This is a genomic window from Pseudomonas sp. O230, from assembly GCF_045447035.1.
In the GTDB taxonomy this organism is placed as follows: domain Bacteria; phylum Pseudomonadota; class Gammaproteobacteria; order Pseudomonadales; family Pseudomonadaceae; genus Aquipseudomonas.
This window is the reverse complement of the sequence record NZ_JBJGXN010000013.1, coordinates 156,425-173,510: the sequence shown is the minus strand read 5'-3', so window position 1 is coordinate 173,510 and position 17,086 is coordinate 156,425. Positions and strand designations below refer to the sequence as shown.

Annotated in this window: 16 protein-coding genes; 11 read left to right on the top strand and 5 right to left on the bottom strand. The window is 61.0% G+C overall.

The features are described from left to right. Window positions 1-72: 72 nt before the first annotated feature. Entirely contained in the window at window positions 73-1,743 is a 1,671-nt protein-coding gene (locus ACI77H_RS26905; protein WP_407014733.1) for a ShlB/FhaC/HecB family hemolysin secretion/activation protein, read from the top strand. 78 nt (window positions 1,744-1,821) lie between these two features. Here ACI77H_RS26905 and ACI77H_RS26900 read toward each other — a convergent pair whose 3' ends face one another. Further along, window positions 1,822-2,235 (bottom strand): response regulator, encoded by a 414-nt coding sequence (locus ACI77H_RS26900; RefSeq protein ID WP_407014731.1) that lies wholly within the window; start codon window positions 2,233-2,235, stop codon window positions 1,822-1,824. 86 nt (window positions 2,236-2,321) lie between these two features. After that, complete coding sequence (locus ACI77H_RS26895) at window positions 2,322-2,522, bottom strand: Flp family type IVb pilin (RefSeq protein ID WP_407014729.1); 201 nt, start codon at window positions 2,520-2,522, stop codon at window positions 2,322-2,324. Between the two features lie 315 nt (window positions 2,523-2,837). Here ACI77H_RS26895 and cpaB point away from each other — a divergent pair, with 315 nt between their 5' ends. Genes cpaB through ACI77H_RS26855 form a run of 8 tightly spaced genes read left to right on the top strand, consistent with a single transcriptional unit; the run spans window position 2,838 to window position 10,342 of the window. Next, window positions 2,838-3,788, top strand: coding sequence for a Flp pilus assembly protein CpaB (gene cpaB, locus ACI77H_RS26890; RefSeq protein WP_407014727.1), 951 nt, complete (start codon window positions 2,838-2,840; stop codon window positions 3,786-3,788). Between the two features lie 21 nt (window positions 3,789-3,809). Beyond that, the gene (locus tag ACI77H_RS26885; RefSeq protein WP_407014726.1) at window positions 3,810-5,081 is read left to right on the top strand and encodes a type II and III secretion system protein family protein; all 1,272 of its coding nucleotides are present in this window, start codon (window positions 3,810-3,812) and stop codon (window positions 5,079-5,081) included. Next, the gene (locus ACI77H_RS26880; protein ID WP_407014725.1) at window positions 5,078-6,274 is read left to right on the top strand and encodes a CpaE family protein; all 1,197 of its coding nucleotides are present in this window, start codon (window positions 5,078-5,080) and stop codon (window positions 6,272-6,274) included. Before ACI77H_RS26885 ends, ACI77H_RS26880 begins: the two co-directional genes overlap by 4 nt. Beyond that, on the top strand, window positions 6,271-7,551 hold the full coding sequence (locus ACI77H_RS26875) for a CpaF family protein (RefSeq protein WP_407014723.1): 1,281 nt from the start codon (window positions 6,271-6,273) through the stop codon (window positions 7,549-7,551). The genes ACI77H_RS26880 and ACI77H_RS26875 overlap by 4 nt, the downstream gene beginning before the upstream one ends. A gap of 10 nt (window positions 7,552-7,561) precedes the next feature. Further along, on the top strand, window positions 7,562-8,446 hold the full coding sequence (locus tag ACI77H_RS26870; protein ID WP_407014721.1) for a type II secretion system F family protein: 885 nt from the start codon (window positions 7,562-7,564) through the stop codon (window positions 8,444-8,446). After that, window positions 8,443-9,333 (top strand): type II secretion system F family protein, encoded by an 891-nt coding sequence (locus tag ACI77H_RS26865; RefSeq protein WP_407014720.1) that lies wholly within the window; start codon window positions 8,443-8,445, stop codon window positions 9,331-9,333. Before ACI77H_RS26870 ends, ACI77H_RS26865 begins: the two co-directional genes overlap by 4 nt. A gap of 10 nt (window positions 9,334-9,343) precedes the next feature. Then, window positions 9,344-10,054 (top strand): hypothetical protein, encoded by a 711-nt coding sequence (locus tag ACI77H_RS26860; protein WP_407014719.1) that lies wholly within the window; start codon window positions 9,344-9,346, stop codon window positions 10,052-10,054. 12 nt (window positions 10,055-10,066) lie between these two features. Next, the gene (locus tag ACI77H_RS26855) at window positions 10,067-10,342 is read left to right on the top strand and encodes a DUF3613 domain-containing protein (protein WP_407014718.1); all 276 of its coding nucleotides are present in this window, start codon (window positions 10,067-10,069) and stop codon (window positions 10,340-10,342) included. Between the two features lie 134 nt (window positions 10,343-10,476). Here the strand turns inward: ACI77H_RS26855 and ACI77H_RS26850 are convergent, their stop codons facing one another. Together ACI77H_RS26850 and ACI77H_RS26845 are read right to left on the bottom strand one after the other, a co-directional pair. After that, window positions 10,477-11,259 (bottom strand): response regulator transcription factor, encoded by a 783-nt coding sequence (locus ACI77H_RS26850; protein ID WP_407014717.1) that lies wholly within the window; start codon window positions 11,257-11,259, stop codon window positions 10,477-10,479. Window positions 11,260-11,373: 114 nt separating this feature from the next. Beyond that, window positions 11,374-11,844: a prepilin peptidase gene (locus tag ACI77H_RS26845; RefSeq protein WP_407014716.1), complete on the bottom strand. Its 471-nt coding sequence runs from the start codon at window positions 11,842-11,844 to the stop codon at window positions 11,374-11,376. Window positions 11,845-11,919: 75 nt separating this feature from the next. On the opposite strand from ACI77H_RS26845, the gene ACI77H_RS26840 reads away from it, so the two are divergent. Both ACI77H_RS26840 and ACI77H_RS26835 read left to right on the top strand, forming a co-directional pair. After that, entirely contained in the window at window positions 11,920-12,360 is a 441-nt protein-coding gene (locus ACI77H_RS26840) for a TadE/TadG family type IV pilus assembly protein (protein WP_407014715.1), read from the top strand. Continuing rightward, window positions 12,357-15,101, top strand: a complete 2,745-nt coding sequence (locus tag ACI77H_RS26835) for an ATP-binding protein (protein WP_407014714.1) — start codon at window positions 12,357-12,359, stop codon at window positions 15,099-15,101. The genes ACI77H_RS26840 and ACI77H_RS26835 overlap by 4 nt, the downstream gene beginning before the upstream one ends. Here ACI77H_RS26835 and ACI77H_RS26830 read toward each other — a convergent pair. After that, on the bottom strand, window positions 15,086-17,008 hold the full coding sequence (locus ACI77H_RS26830; RefSeq protein ID WP_407014713.1) for a pilus assembly protein TadG-related protein: 1,923 nt from the start codon (window positions 17,006-17,008) through the stop codon (window positions 15,086-15,088). The two genes, ACI77H_RS26835 and ACI77H_RS26830, sit on opposite strands and share 16 nt — an antisense overlap. Window positions 17,009-17,086: the final 78 nt, after the last annotated feature.

The window sequence follows — 17,086 nt, the reverse complement described above, 5'->3', positions numbered from 1 at the left end:
GGAAGATTCGAATGAGTCTCCCGCCTTTTCTTTGGACATGAAGGTCCAGGCAAATTGAACAGGGAGTGTCCTATGCGCGTCATGGCTTCGTTGCTGTTGTTCACCGTTAGCACCTGCGCCCTTGCAGATACCCTTCCCGGCTTTCTCAACAGCAACGACACCATCCGCAACCTCCCCGTCCCGAACCTTCCCGCCGACGCCTACCGTCCGACGGCCACGCCGTTGCAGGTGCCGGAGCCCGGAGCGACCCAGAGCCAACCGTTGATGATGGGGACCAAAGTCACCCTCAAAACCGTGCAGATCGAAGGCGGGACGATTTACCCGCTCGGCGAACTGGCAACGCTCTTCCAGCCGTTGCTCGGCCACGAAACCAGCCTCGCCGATCTGATCGAAGCCACCCGCAGCATCACTCGTCGTTATCAGCAGGACGGGTATCTGCTGTCCTACGCGTTTCTGCCTCAACAGTCGTTCGATAATGGCGTGGTGCGCGTGGTGCTGGTGGAGGGTTACATCAAGGATTACCGGTTGCAGGGCGACGTCGGACGGGTCAAGGGCCTGCTCGACAAACTGGTGGCCAAACTGCAAACCGAGCGGCCCCTGACGCGCAAGACTTTCGAGCGCTACACCACGTTGATGAGCCGCATTCCCGGCGTGACCCTGCAGGCACAAGTGCCGCCGCCAGGCACCACCGACGGCGCGGCCTACCTCGTTGCCCAGGCCAGTCGAAAGCCGTTTACCAGCTCACTGAGTGCTACCGAGGACAACCGCAACGGCACCCAGGCCTTGCTCGGCGCGAGCAGCAACTCGCAGACGGCCATGGGCGAACAACTGAGCCTCAGCGGACTGTTTCCACCCGGGGACGACGATGAGCATTACTACCGTCTGGACTACAACCAGTTCCTCAACGCAGAAGGCACGCAGCTGGCCTTGTCCGCCTCGCGTTACCGCGCCGACCCGGGCACCAACGTGCAACTGGACAACGGCATCGAACTCAAACCGCACCGGGAAAACGATCGCTATTCCATCGGCTTCAGTCACCCGTTAATTGCTTCACCCAACGAGCTGCTCAGCGCCGGCGCGCGGTTGTACGCGGTCAACGACAAGACGCGTTACCAGGTCGTCGGCTTCCCGCTGACCCTCGAAGAACGCACCGACATTCGTGCCCTCGCCTTCGAAAGCGACTGGCGCAAGGCCGATGAAAAACAACTGCGTATTCTCAGCGGCGGGCTGTATCAGGGCATCGACGGCATGGGAGCAAAAACCAACAACTCTGGCCTCGACCTGGACTTCTTTCGCTTGCGCTTCTCAGGGGTGCAGAGCGACAAGTTTTTCGACAATTGGCAGGGGGTAATTTCGGCCGCGCTGTACTGGAGTGACGACACCTTGCCCGAAAGTGAACGCGCGGTTTTCGGCGGACAAAACTTCGGTCGTGGTTACCCAGACGATCAGTCCTCGGGCGACAAAGGCTGGGGCGTGGCGTATGAGCTGAACTACAGCTTCAACCGCGACGGCAACTGGGTCAGGGTTCTGCAACCTTATGTGGTGATGGATCGCGCCAAGACCTGGTTCAACGAGTTGCCGATCAAGGGCAGCAACCTGTCCTCGGCGGCGGTCGGATTGCGATTTGGCGACGCGAAGTACTACAACATCGCGCTGGAAGCGGCCAAGCCGATGTCGGATGAGGCGCTGGATACGTTCAATCGCAAGCCGAGGTACAGCATCAGTTTCAGTTATCAGCTGTAGGTCGTAACGAACCGGATGAGGGCGGTTGTCAGACCGCCTTCGCTGGCAAGCCAGCGCCTGACGGGTCCGGGGGGGGATTTACAGATTGACCAGATTCAACCGTGGCTGCGGAAACAGGTTGTTCAGCGTCTCCAGCAGCCGCACGTGATAGATCGGCTTGCGGAACAGGTCGAGCACCTGCAGTCGCAGCAGGTCGCTGACGTCCTCCATGTCCGCGTGGCCAGACGTCACGATCACCGGCAAATGTTGCCGGGACGTATGTTCGCGCAACCGTTTGATCAGCGACATGCCGCTCTCTTCAGGCATCCGCAGATCGGTGATGACCAGCGCGATATCCGGGTGGCGAGTCAGATGGTGCAGCGCGAGCTTCACCGAAGTGGCGGCAAAACAATGAAAGCCCTCGCCTTCCAGCAACTCTGCCAACTCCAGCAACGCGTCCTCTTCATCATCGACCAGAAGAAGTTGTTGGCGTGGAAGTGCGGGAGCGTTCATGGGCAACACCTGAAATGAACTAAGCGCTGACGTTAGAACCCCTTGGAGGGGGATCGGCAAGTTGCCCTGCGGCACTTCCACCGCGGTTATGTCAGCGCCGTCCTGATGTTGTTGAACAGGGTGGTGATCGCCCCTTCGATACCCGAACTCAACCCCGCAATTACCAATGCAACCATTGCGGCCACGACCGCGTACTCAATACCCGAAGCACCCTCGGTATCTTTGGCCAGCCCTTTGTAAAAAACGATTTCGGATTTGATCTTCTGAGCGAGCTTGGTGAAGGTCATGACATTTCTCCTTGATGACGACGGGTGTTGCGCAGTCGCAACATGATTCCCCTATGCCAGCATCAGCATTGTCGGCATTCCCCCTGTCAACAACTGTAAAAACGAATTATCACTAAAGTATTAGCCCTTTCGTTGACGCCAAAAGACCGCGTCTTTTGCGCCCTCCGTTAGTTATTTTCACAACAGTAATGGCGTTTCGCTCTAGCTGCGCTACCGTCAAATAGCGAAATAGTTCAAGTTCATAGCTGCCTGTTTGAGAAGTTGCCTCGTTGGATAAGACGGGGTTGTTTGAGCAGCAGGAAAAGGAGAGCCGTTATGAACAGTCGTGTCACCCTGGGCCTGGCCGGCGTGCTGCTGGTGGGCGCCATGATTGCCGGTTACTGGGGCCTCACACTGAGCCGTCAACCCACTGCCGAACCAGTCGCGCAAGTTGACAGGGGCTCGTCCGATCCAACCCCACCGGCACCTGTTTCCGTCGAGGATCCCACCCGTCATCCGGTGGTAGTGCTGCTGCGTGACGTCGCGCCGTTCGAGCAAATCACCGCCGCCGACGTGGCCGTGGAAAAACTCGCCATCGTCCCCGCCGGCAGCCTGAGCCGGATCGATCAAGCCATCGGCAAGACAACCTGGCGCGCCCTGACCGCCGGCACCTGGCTCAATGACGAAAGCTTCGAGGCCGGCAGCAAACTGGCGCGAATGATTCGCCCCGATGAGCGCGCCCTCGCCGTGGCCGTCGATGAAGTTATCAATGCCGGAGGGCAGCTGACACCGGGGGACTATGTGGATGTGCTGCTGTTTTTGCGCCTGGACAGCAACAACCCGCAGCCATCGGCTCAACTGGTGGTCCCGGCCCTGCGCGTACTTGGCGTCGGCGAACAGTTGGGGCTGACCAACGACGGCCAACCCGCCAGCCCGGCGCGCAGCAGCGAAGAAAAGCTCAAGCAGGAACAGTCGCGCGTCAGCGCACGAACGGTGGTGCTCGCCGTTCCCGAAGCACTCTTGAGTCGTCTGATGCTTGCGGCTCAGGCCGGGGTGTTACGCCTGGCGGTGCGTAGCGCCGAGGAGAAACGCCTGGCCCGTTACTGGGCTGGCGCAAGCGATGCTTCGGCCAAACTCGCCAGCGCCAACCGCGAGCTGATCCAGTTCAACCAACTGGCCATGACGCCCGCGCCCAAGCCCATCACCACCAACAGCAGCGTCGCAGCAACGCGTAAGTCGAGTGTGGAAGTCATTCGCGGCAACGAAATCACGCAACAAACTCCCTGAGTCGAGCAAGGACGCATCTAAATGCGCAGACGTTCCATGCCAATGTTTCAAGGCCTGCTCTGGGTCTGGTTATTAAGTGGACTACCGTTCACCGTGACGCTCGCCTCAGTCGGTAATTGCGCCGCACTCGGCCCGTTGCCGGCAGTGCTGGAAGTTGGCGAAGGGCTGCAACAGGCGTTGCAATCGCCGGTGGCAATTACTCGGGTAGCCGTCGGCGATCCGAAAGTCGCCGATGTGCGGGTCAATGGCAATCAGGCGCTCCTGCTGACCGGCATGGCGCCCGGCGCCACCAGCCTGATGGTCTGGACCGCCTGTGCCAGCGCGCCGCGCCAAAGCATGGTGTTCGTTCAGGGCCGGGCCACCGCGGCCATGACCAGCACCCCGCAATTGCCGTCCGATGACCCGCTGCTGCCGTCGCAAGTGCAGACCGATATTCGCTTCGTCGAAGTCAGTCGGACCAAACTGAAAGAGGCCGGCACCTCGATTTTCGGCAAAGGCTCGAATAACTTTCTCTTCGGTGCTCCCGGCACCGTCCCCAACACCGCTGTGACGCCGGGCGTAGTGCCGCTGTTCAACATCGACCCACGGATTGCAGTACCGAGCATCCCGTTGCTCAACGACAGTTTCAATATTGTCTGGGGCGGTGGCAGCAGCAAATTCCTCGGCATCGTCAATGCACTGGAAGGCAGCGGCTTCGCTTATACGCTGGCTAGACCGAGCCTGGTGGCCCTCAGCGGGCAGAGTGCGAGTTTCCTCGCGGGCGGCGAAATCCCGATCCCGGTGCCCAGCGCCAACAGCAACAGCTACTCCATCGAATACAAGGAATTCGGTATCCGTCTGACGCTCACGCCGACCGTGGTCAGCCACGACCGCATCGCTCTCAAAGTGGCACCGGAAGTCAGCGAACTGGATTACAACAACGGCGTGACCATCGGCGGCACTACCGTGCCGGCGTTCACCATTCGCCGCACCGACACCAGCATCTCGCTGGCCGACGGTGAGAGTTTCGTCATCAGCGGTTTGATCAGCACGCACAACGCGTCCGAAGTCAGCAAGTTTCCCGGGCTGGGCGATATTCCGATTCTCGGCGCGTTCTTCCGCAACTCTCAGCTCAAGCGCGAAGAACGCGAACTGCTGATGATCGTCACACCGCACCTGGTGCAACCGCTGGCCGCCAACGCACAGTTGCCCTCGTTGCCCGGGGAAAAACTGCGCAACTACGACCCGAACTGGTATCGCTTGTATTTCCTCGAAAACGGCAACTTCGACAAACGCAGCGGGTTATCGCAATGAGCCAGAGTCCAAGCCTGAGTCAGACCTTCCTCGCGATCACACGCAACAGCACCGACCTTGAGTGGCTGCAAGGCGCCCTCGCGCCCTTGGGCCAGGTGGTCAGCGCCGGTGGCGGCAGCCTCGACGAGTTGCTGGCGCTGGTGGACGTGACCTTCGCCAGCCTGGTGTTCGTCGGCCTCGATCGTGAACACCTGGTGACCCAGAGCGCATTGATCGAAGGTGCGCTGGAAGCCAAACCGATGCTCGCGATCGTCGCGTTGGGCGACGGGATGGACAATCAGCTGGTGCTCAATGCCATGCGCGCCGGGGCCCGGGACTTCGTCGCGTATGGCTCGCGCTCCAGTGAAGTCGCCGGCCTGGTGCGCCGGCTGAGCAAACGGATGCCGTCGGTGGCGCCGAATACGCAACTGGGCGGGTTGACCGTGCTCTACGGCGTGCAGAGCAACGCCGACGGGGCACTGCTTGCCACCCACATGGCGCAAGTGGTGCAGAAGAGTGGCCAGCAAACGCTGTTGCTCGACCTCGGCCTGCCACGCGGCGACAGCCTGGCACTGCTCGGCCTGGAAAGCTCGTTTCACTTCGGCGATGCCCTGCGGCATCTGCGACGCCTCGATGCGACGCTGATCGACAGCGCGTTCACCAGCTGCGATGCCGGGCTGCGAATCCTCGCCTACGCCAACAACGATGAACCTCTGGAACACACTAGCGCCGCCGAGTTGTACATGTTGCTCAGCGCCTTGCGCCAACACTTCCAGCACATCGTCGTGAACCTCACCGGCCAGCCCGACAGCGAAGCCTTGCGCACCTTTGTCAGCCATTGCGACAAGTTGATCTGGTACACCGACCAGAACGTGATCGACTGCCGCCGCAATCTGGCCCTGCTCACCCTCTGGCGCGAAAAAGGCATGAAGCTCGATCACGCCAAACTGCTGGTGGACCGCTACCTGCGCAATGTCGCACCGGACTCGGAAACCCTCGGCAAAAGCTTCGGCATGGAGGTTATTGCGACCCTCGCCTACAGCCCGGAAGTGCGCCTCAATGCCAAAAACCAGGGCGTGACCCTGTTCGAACTGGCACCACGCGAAGGTCTGACGCAAAGCCTGCGCAGCCTCGGCGAACGCTTGGCCAAACGCTCCGAAGGGCTGGCCAAACCCAAGGCGGGCTGGTTCACCCGCTTGAGGGGCACGCCATGAACGGCGAAAAACTGTTCGGTGCTCCGGTGCGCACCACCACCGGCAACACAGACCACGAAGGCCTGAAACTGGTGCTGCACCGCTACATCATCGACGCTATCGAAGAGTCCGGAAAAAACCTGCTGGAAGGCTCACGGCAAGTGCTTTCGCAATTCGTCATCGACAAAGTGGCCGAGTACATCGCCCGTTTGCACCTGGCGATTTCCCGTTATGAGATGGAGCGTCTGGCCGAAGAAATCGTCGATGAGCTCACCGGATTCGGTCCACTGGAAGTGTTGTTGCGCGATCCGGCGGTCAGCGAAATCCTGGTCAACGGGCCGCATCGGGTGTTCGTCGAACGCGACGGCGTCCTGCATCAGAGCGATCTGCGTTTTATCGACGCGCATCACGTCGAACGCGTGATGCAGCGGATCCTCGCGCCCCTCGGCCGACGGCTGGACGAGTCGTCACCGATGGTCGATGCGCGCTTGCCGGATGGCAGCCGGGTCAACGCGATCATCCCGCCGATCGCCCTCGACGGCCCGTGCCTGTCAATTCGAAAGTTCCGCAAGGACATGCTCAAAAGCACCGACCTGATGGCGATGCAAACCATCGATCAGGCGATCCTGGATTTCATTCAGGAGGCCGTGGGCAAGCGCTGCAACATCCTGATCAGCGGCGGCACCGGCACCGGCAAGACCACGTTACTGAACATCCTCAGCCAGTTGATCAACCCACATGAGCGGCTTGTGACCATCGAGGACGTGGCCGAGCTGCAACTCGGCCACCCGCACGTTGTGCGCCTGGAGACACGCCCGCCGAATGCCGAGGGCCACGGCGAAGTGAAGGCCAGCGACCTGATCCGCAACGCCCTGCGGATGCGTCCCGACCGGATCATCCTCGGCGAGATTCGCGGCGTCGAAGTGGTCGATGTGCTCACCGCGATGAATACCGGCCACGACGGTTCCATGAGCACCGTGCACGCCAACAACGCCCAGGACGCGCTGTTGCGCCTGGAAACGCTGGTCGGCCTGACCGGACGCACCATCGCCGAACGGACCCTGCGGCAAATGATCTGCGCGGCGCTGGACGTGGTGATTCAGTTGACGCGCATGCCCGATGGCCGCCGCTGTGTCAGCGAAGTGGTGGAGGTAATCGGCATCCGCGACGACGTCTACGTCACCAACACCTTGTTCCGTCTCGACCGGCGCAGCGGTGTCGGTTTCCTGCGCGAGGCGGTCAACCCCGCCGGCGACAAACTGCGCCGCGAGTCGGCGCTTTCTCCCTCCGCGTATTGAAGGCCACGGCATGCTCAAACCGCTGTTGCTGATCCTCGTTTGCCTGGGTTTGTTCGGGTGGTCGGTGCGCTTGTTCTATCGCGGCCTTCGCCAGTCCGGGACCGATCGGGTCCTTGATCGACTGGCCCATGAGCAGCCGCAGCGAGTGATCGAGAAATCCTCATGGGCCGGCCTGGAACGGGCGTTTTTGCGCGCCGGACTCGGCCGCCCCACCGAGCGCATCGGCCTGTGGCTGACACTCTGGGTGTTTGGCATCCTGCTCGGTTTTGCCGTCGGCAGCTGGATCGGCGCCCTGCTGTTGTTACTGGTGCCGCCCCTGGCGGTGCGGCTGTATGTCAGTTGGCGTTATCAGCGCCGGCTCAAACGCATGATCGAACAACTGCCGCAGCTACTCGATCACGCGGTACGCAGCCTGAAGTCCGGGCGAACCCTGGCGGATGCGGTGCTGGGCGCCATCGAGACCGCGGAACATCCGCTGAAACAGGCCATGGGCCGGGTGCAGCGCAACGTGCAATTGGGGGTCAGTTTGCCGGACGCCGCTTCTGACCTCGCCAAGTTGTATGAAAGAGACGAACTGCATTTGTTTGCCCTCGGCTTGAAGGTCAACCATCGCTACGGCGGCAACGCCAGCGAGCTGCTGGAGAACCTGATCAAGATGATCCGCGAACGCGAACAGGCTGCGCGCCAACTCAGCGCCATGACCGGTGAAACCCGCGTCACAGCGTGGGTACTGGGCTGTTTGCCTATTGGCCTGGCCGGCTATTTCCTGATGGCCAATCCTCACTACTTGCTTGCCATGTGGCACGACCATTCCGGGCGAATCATGCTCGCGACGGCGTTCGGCCTGCAGTTGGTGGGCAGCCTTGCGCTCTGGCGCATGTTGCGCAGCGTATGAAGATCCCCTTGCTGATCAGCGCGCTGCTGTTTTTGGCCGCCGGGCTCCTGCTCATTAGTGGATTGCTGAAGCAGCAGCGGCAGGTCCGACAGGTGTCTCAAAGGCTGGACGGCAAATCGCCGAGCGACAACCGCGTCGGGCATTGGCTGCAAGCCTTGGGCAGCAGCCGCATCGGCCAGCGCTCGGTCAATCTGGACAATGAAACCCAGATCCTGCTCAACCGTCTGGGCTGGCGCAGCACCCGGCGACGCTCGTTGTTCGCGGCGTTCCAGGTGGGCGTGCCGGTGCTCGCACTGGCCTTGAGCTTGCTGGTCCAAAGCCTGTTCTTCCCGCCTGTGGAAAACCACTGGATCGCCCCTGCCTTCGCCACCGGCATCGGCTACCTGCTGCCCAAACGCCTGCTGGCTGCGGCCGCCAAACGTCGACAAAAACAACTGGCCATCGAGATTTCCACCTTCATTGCGCTGCTGCGCATCCTGTTCGAATCGGGCATGGCAGTGGAGCAGTCGCTGCGCGTCCTGAGCAACGAAGGCAAACAGTTGCTGCCGGCGCTGACCCATGAACTGCGCCTGGTGCTGGCCCGTGTCGATTCCGGCCTGGAGCTGGGCGACGAACTGAACAAGGCCGCCCGGCTGCTGGCGGTGGAAGAGTTCACCGACACCTGCGTGATCCTTCAGCAGTTGATCCACCAGGGCGGCGGCGCGATGAAATCCCTGCAGGCCCTCAAACAGTTGCTCGATGACCGGCGCCTGACGCGCTTGCAGGAATACATATCGAAGATGTCCGCCAAAATGTCCGTCGTGATGATGCTGTTTCTCTTCCCGGCGTTGTTGATTGTGCTGGCCGGCCCCGGCTTTACCGCCCTGGCCCGGGCCTTTGCTTCCTAGAGGGAACCTGATGAAAGCCATGATTGCCGGTTTGAGTCTGCTGCTGTTGAGCGGTTGTGCGAGCAACGGCCAGACGCCCTGGAGCGCCCTGACCAACACCACCAGTTGCGGCAAGCTGAGTTCCGATGAGCAGCTGTCGATGAACCTGGCCGACGACATGGCCAACGACGGCAAACTGCACGCCAGCCTGGCCAACCTGCAAAGCCTGCCCGACAACCTCGCCGACGTCCGCCTGCGCAAGGCCAAGGTCTACCGACTGTTGGGCCGCAGCGAAGCCGAGCCGTTGTACCGCAGCCTGCTCGGCAGTTGCCTCGCTGCCGAAGCCGAACACGGCCTGGGCCAACTCGCCGCCACGAAGGGCGATAACGGTCAGGCTCAAGCCCACTTGCAACGGGCTGCGCGGCTGGCACCCACCGACGAAAAAATCCGCAACGACCTCGGCGTGGTGTACCTCAATCAATTGCGCGTCGAGGATGCGCGCTTCGAGTTTCTGACGGCGATGGAACTCAAGCAAAGCGATCAACTGGCGGCGTTGAATATGGTGACGTTGCTGATCTACCAGGACGATTGGAGCCGCGCCGCCCAACTGGTCAGCCGCCTCGGCCTGAGCCCCGCCCAAGTCACCGAAGCCCAGGCCCGCGCGGAAAAACTCAAGGCCCCGGGCAAAACAGTCCCGACCAATGCCAACCAGGTCGCCGCCGTCACGGCCCCGAACCTTTAATAGGGAGACGTCATGAAAATGACACTGATCTGCTGCCTCGGCCTGCTGACCCTGCCTATCGCTGCGCACGCAATCGACGCTGGCCCCGCGTCGCCGCAACAACAGGAAACCGAAGGCTGGCTGCAACTGCAAAGCCGCAACAAGGCTGCATCCACCAAACAGCAAACCTCAACCGCGACGGAGCGCGAGTTGAGCATGCAGCGCTGGCTGAAGAGTTATGAGCATGAGATCCCACAGTTCTTCGATCAGGATGAGGGCGGGAAGGTTGACAGTGGATCGGGGGGATAACAGCCCCCTTAACGAGCCTAAGTGGCGCGATGGATGCGAAAGTCCCGATCATGCAGGCAACAGCTTGCCAGCGAAAGATTTGGGATTCTGGATGCCTTCGCTGACAAGCCCATGCATTGAGACGGCGCACAGCGCTAGTGAGCCGTAACCCTCTGGCGCAAACCCGAATTGCTGGGCGACAACGCCAACGCCAGCTGCGTCCGATTATGCATGTGCGTCAACCGCAACACCTGCGACACGTAAAGCTTCACCGTGTTCTCGGTAATCCCCAGCTCACAGGCAATCTGATAGTTGGTCTGTCCCTTGCCCACCAAACGCGCCACATCCAACTGCCTGGGCGACAGTTGATTGAAAACCGCCGGGATCTCAATCCGATCCAGATCACTGACATCGCTATCAGAAGAATCCGATAACTGCGGACGACGCCGAACCTTGTCCAGATCCTGATACAGGTCATCGATCGACTCGGAAAGATACTGCAACTTCTGATTCAAATGCCCCAGCTGCAAATTCTTCTGCCGCTCCTGCAACGCCACCTCCTGTCGCGCAATGCCCTCGAGCAACTCATCCAGGTCAATCGGCTTCTGATAGTAATCGGCAATCCCGGCACGCAAAGCCTTGATCACATCCTGCTTGTCCGCGCGCCCGGTGAGCATGATCGCTTCGAACGCTCGATGCTTGCCGGACAGCCGCTGCAGCTCCTGGACCAACTGGATGCCGTCCAGGCCGGGCATGTGCAAATCGCAAAGCACCAGGCCGATGTCCGCGTCTTCAGTGAACCGCTCGACCGCCTGTGCGCTGGACTCACATGGCACGCAACGGTAACCGCTACTTTCAAGAAACTCGCAAAGCTCTTCAACAATCAAAGGTTGATCATCAACCACAAGGACTTTCACCGCGGAGGTAGGCTTGTTCACACACAACTCCCTGCAAAACCAAAGGCTGGCTGTTCCTATACCGACAGCCACGGGCTGTACAACTACTGATTTGAAAGTAGACGTACTTTTTGACTATGTACATAGAACAGGTGACTAGTGGATCCAGGCGAGGGAGAGCAAAAAACCGAGCAGCACGAACGGTGCAAATGGCTGCTTATTTGACGTTCCGGGCCCTAGATATCGAAGATGATTCCTAAGGCCTTGACTCATATGAAGCCAGACTCTTGGCGCCAGCAGCAGCCAACACACACTGGCCAATCCGGCGCCAATAAATGTGCCAAGTACAAGCCTACCGTCCGTCGCAAGAGCCAATGCTGTCATCAGTTTCACATCGCCTGCGCCCAGGCGCCGCGCCGCATAGCCGGGCAACGTGAAGGCCAGCGCCAACAGAAAAGCCCAGCCGCCCTGCACGGCTTCGGCCCCGAGCCAGGTGCGGCCGGTCCACCCCATAAACACCAGTGCCACCACGCTTGCACCCAGGGTCAGGTGATTGGCGATGTGCCGCTGCCGGATATCCTGCGCGGCGCATAGGATCAGCCACATCAGTAGGAAAAAACTCTGCATTCGGTAAAAAACGTCCGTTTTGGCTGAATGATTCTATGCTGACATTACGCAGTGATTGTCAGGGTAGACGCACTCATGAAAACCAACCTCCCCCACCAGCAAAAAGGTGCCATCGCGATTGAATTCGCCCTGGTGTTCGTCATGTTTTTCGCTGTTTTCTACGGCATCGTCACGTACAGCCTGCCGCTGTTGCTCATGCAATCGTTCAACCAGTCGACCGCCGAAGCCGTGCGCCAAAGCGTCGCGCTCGACCCGAACACCCCCGGTTACGACACCGTAATAAAGACCGTTGCCACGGCTGAACTGAGCCGGCAACTGGCCTGGATTCCGGCGGCGCTGAACTTCAACGTCGCCACCGATACCACCACCACTTACGCAGGCGGGGTATTGAAGGTCTCCATCAACTACCCCACCAGCAAACTCAGGCAAGTCATCCCGTTTCTGACCCTGCCGGGGATCGGTTCGGTACCCAATCTGCCGGCCACGCTCACCGCCAGTTCGAGCCTGCAATTTTGAGTTCCGGGGACAGACTGTTCGGGCGCCTGCTCAACCGCCGACCGCCACCGACCCAGGACGCTCCGGGCGGCTTGAGCGTGCCGGATGTCGGTTTACAGATGCATCTGGATGCCGAAGGCCGGGTGCTTTATCTGACCGGTCCGCTGCGGCATGGGCTGGCCCAGCAACTGACCGCCGCGCGGGCGCCGCACCTGATGGATTTTCTCCTGCCCCACAGCTGCCTCGCCGTTGAAGGCACACCGGCCGATTGGCAAGGGCAACCGCTGGATCTGGACTTTTACAGCCTCAGCGGGCAACCCCTGCACCTGCGTGGCTGGGTGCAGCCGTGGGCTGACGCGTGGTTGCTGCAGTTGCTGGACATCGGCGACCTGTTGCACGAACGCCAGCAATCGCGCAGCCGCGAACAATCCCAATGGCTCGCGACGCAGATCGGCGACCAGTTGCGCCTTTGCAGCCTGGCCCGTCTGCCCGAGGTGTTGGCGGAGCAATTGCAGAGTCTGGCGCAGCGTTATCACATCCCCTGCATCGCCCTGGCGTTGCTGGATGAGCACGAAGACGGTTGGCAGATCCACCAGCACTACGCGGGCTTCGACGCCCCACAACTGTGGCAAAACGGTCAGCGCCTGGGCACCGGGCTCGACAGTTTGAACGGTTCCGCCCCGCAGCCTCTTGCCCTCGGCGAGCACCCGCGCCTGCAAGCCACTTTCGGCAATGCTGAAGGGTTTGCAGTGCCCTATCACGATGCGCAAGGCGTGGTCGCGTGGTTGCTGTGCGGGTTTTACCCGGTGCAGCAGCGAGCACCCGACGTCGGCGTCCGCGACTGGTTGCAGCTCGCCGCGGCACTCGCCGGCCCGTTGCTGGAGCGCTTGCGCGAGCATCAGCACCATGTGCAACTGGAGCGGCTGGACTCGTTACAATCCCTGCTGGGCACCGGTTGGTGGGAAGTCTTCAGCGACCGTGCCGAGGTGCAATTGGCGCCATCGCTGGCCAGCACCCTCGACCTGCCCGGCACACGCCTGCCCCTGCCTGACTGGCTTGAGCAGATCCATCCCGCCGACCGCGAAGAACTGCGCAGTCGCCTGCAAGACTTGCAGGATGAGGACACGCCTTTGCTGCTCTGTGTGCGCCTGCATCACCGCGACACGCCGATCTGGTATCGCCTGCAGGGCCAAGCCTTGGGCATCGGCAAAAACCGGCGGCTGGTGGGCTTCATGCTCGACATCAGCGACATCAAGAATCAGGAGCAGCAGGCGGCGGCAGCCCATGCCCGACTGGACAACCTGATCGCCAGTTCACCGGCGGTGATCTATGTGCAGCGCTATGCAGAAGGCGCGCTGCAACCGAGCTTTTTCAGCGACAGCCTGTTGCCTTTGCTGGGGTGGACCCTCGCAGATTGCGCAGCTGTAGCGCTGGTAGAACGGGTTCATCCCGAGGACCGCGACCGCTATTTCGAACGCTCTCGGCAACTGCTTCGCGAAGGGTCAGTCCGTGCGCGCTACCGGCTGCGTGACAGTCGCGGCGACTACCACTGGTTGCTCGACGAAGCCAAGCTGTTACGCGACGACCTTGGCCTGCCGGTCGAAGCCGTCGGGTTATGGCTGGACGTGACCGACGCAACCCTGGCCGCCGAGCAAGTCAAACAAAGCGAAGAGCGCTATCGGATTCTGGTCGAGGATTCCCCGGCGATGATCTGCCGTTATCGGCCGGACCTGACCCTGACCTTCGGCAATCGCCCGTTGGCAACGTATCTGGAATGCCAGCCCGAGCAACTGCCAGGCGTGAACCTGGGCAGCTGGATGTCGGCGGAACAACAGGAAGCGTTTCTGCACCGACTGGGCCAACTGAGTCCGGAGTTTCCGGTCAGCACGGCGGAAATCAACCTGCAGCTGCCGGGACGGGAACACGCCTGGTGGGTCTGGTCGGATCGCGGCGTATTCGATGCGCAAGGTCGCTTGCTTGAGGTTCAGGCCGTGGGCCGCGATAACACCGAAGTCCGCCGTTCGCAGCAGCAACTTGCCCAGAGCGCGAAAATGGCCACGCTCGGCGAAATGGCCACCGGCCTGGCCCATGAGATCAACCAGCCGCTGAACGTGATGCGCATGGCCATCGTCAATGTGCTCAAGCGCTTGAGTAACGGCGATGTGCAGATTGATTACCTGACCGACAAACTCAACCGCATCGATGCGCAGGTCCAGCGAGCGGCGCGGGTGGTGGATCACATGCGGGTGTTCGGCCGCCGCTCGGAGATCGAACAGCACCCTTTCAATCCGGTTCAAGCCATCGAAGGCACGCTGTCGTTGCTGGCCGAAGGCATGCGCGGCAAAGGTGTCGAGTTGCGGGTCAGCGAGACCGGCTTCGAAGCTCTGGTGCGCGGTCATGTCGATCAGCTGGAACAGGTCCTGATCAACCTGATGGTCAACGCCCGGGATGCGCTACTCGGCAAACGTGAGGCTGATCAACAATTCAAACCGTGGATTTCGCTGTACGCCGAACGGGATGCGCAGTCGGTTCGACTGTGGGTCGAGGACAACGGCGGCGGGATCGATCCACGCCTGTTGGAGCGGATCTTCGAACCGTTTTTCACCACCAAGCCAGTCGGCGTCGGTACCGGGCTGGGCTTGTCGGTGAGCTATGGGATCGTCGAGAACATGGGCGGCAAACTCAGCGTACGGAACTCGGCCGAGGGCGCACGGTTCTGTATCGAGCTGCCGATTGTCGCGGACGATCAGATCACCAGATAGGCTTTGCCTTTTTGCCCGCAGGTCAGGTTAAAACCCACGTCGACCTTGTTGACGTCAATCCCGAGGTTGAGCAGCAGATTGTCGACGATCGGGTCAATCAGTGGCGCGATCAGGCCACTGATGGCCGTGACCAAAAGCTGGGTCACGTCGGCCAGGGTCGACAGCAAGGTATTGAGCAGCGCGCCTAACAGACTGCCAATGGTTGGAGGGTGTTGAATCAACGTGATCCCTGTGAGCGTCCCCTTCAAACTGCCCACGACACCCGACACCGTCACCGGGTGCGTAGGGGCTGGCGCCACATTGACCTCATGCGGATTGGCGAAGGTGTAATTGGGCTCGCTGGTGCCGGCAACGGGGCTGTCGATCATGAGTTCCGAACCGCCGCCGCCGAACGGTGTGCGCGCGCCGCAGCTGAGCAAGTGGCAAGTCTTCGACCCGATATCCACCAAGGTCAACGGCGACAGGCTGGGCGCCGCAGAAGAGGAGAGCCAGATCACCGGATCGATTTTGCCGACCTTGAGTTGCACCGCAGAAATATTGGTGGTGGCGGTGAGGCTTTTGTTTGCAGGGCTGGCGCAGGAGTAATTGGTGACGTAGCTGCTGCCGACACCGGCTTCAAGACCGACGTTGAGGTTCAATCCATTGGGCAGTAATAGCAGGTCCGTCTGGGTGCAGTTCCCCAGGATGCAGCCCGGCGCCAGAGCTGTATTGATCAGGCCTATCACCGTCTGCAACAGCGCATTGACGGTTTGCAGGACGCTATTGATCAGCGTCAGGTCCACCGACACAAGGATGCGGATTTGTGCAGTGCGCACGTATATTTTGTTCGCACCCAGCGGTGCCAGTTTCGCCAGCGCGGGGTCCCCTACCGCAGAAAACTGCGGCGGCTGAATGACCTTGATGCGGGTGGTCATGCCGGCCAGCCCCAGCACATTCACCGGCAATACCGCGGCCACCGCGCTGTTCTTGTTCGCCAGTTGCACAAACCCTTGAACCAACTGGAACAGTTGCACCGTCGCGTCGAGACCGGCCGCTTGTGTGCCGGTTTGCAGCTGGAGCAAGTCACCCAACTTGATCGGTGAGGCATTGGTGGCCGCCAATTGCAGATTACCCAGCGCGGTCTTGACGGTCGCCGTGGAGCCGTTAGCGGGAAGTACGTCGGCGGCGGCCTGGATGAACTGGGTCACGCTGGCTTGCGTATTCAACAACGTGGTGTAGTCACCCGCCGCCACGCCCAGTTTTATCGCCAGTCGATCCATGAACTTCAGCAAGTTGACGTCGGTTTTGATCAAACCGTCCCAGCCCACGGCCGTGAGGTTGACGTTGCCGCCCAACAGAGTCGAGAACAATGGGTTCAACAGGTTCGATCGGGAGGTATCGGCGCCCACGAGGCTGCTTCGAATGCTGAGTTGCGCCAATGTCAGCTTGGGCTCGGCCGCCACGGCGGTGGCACTGAGCCGGGTGGTGAGCGCGACGGGCCCGCCGGACAGCAATGCGCCGATGCCGGCGGCCACGCTGGTGGCAACGGCTTGGGTGGCGATGACGCGCACGGCGGCGCTTTTTGTCGAGTCGACGGTGAAAGCGCGCAGGTTGTCCGCGCCGGTCTGCAAGATGCCGCAACTGACCGTCAGCGTGCCGTTGGCGTTGACGGTAAAACCGTTACGTGTCGCACTTTGCGTGGCGTAACTGGCAGCGCTGAGCCCGGACAGGCAATTGCCATCGCGCGTCACGGCCTCGAGTGCCGCGGTATCCGCCACCCGCTGCAATTTCCGTTGTTCCAGATAGAGCCGGCCGCTATCGATGACCAGCAACGTGAATCCCAGGGCCATGGCCAGGGTCAGCGCCGCCATCAAACCGATCGCCCCCCGTTGTCGGACCGGGCTGCGAAACTGCAAGCGGGGAGACATGGCCACTCCTTTGCCGGCGCACTGCCGAGCGCTACCTCCATTGGTGAAAAGCAGTGTAGACAAGGCTGGGAGAGCCTG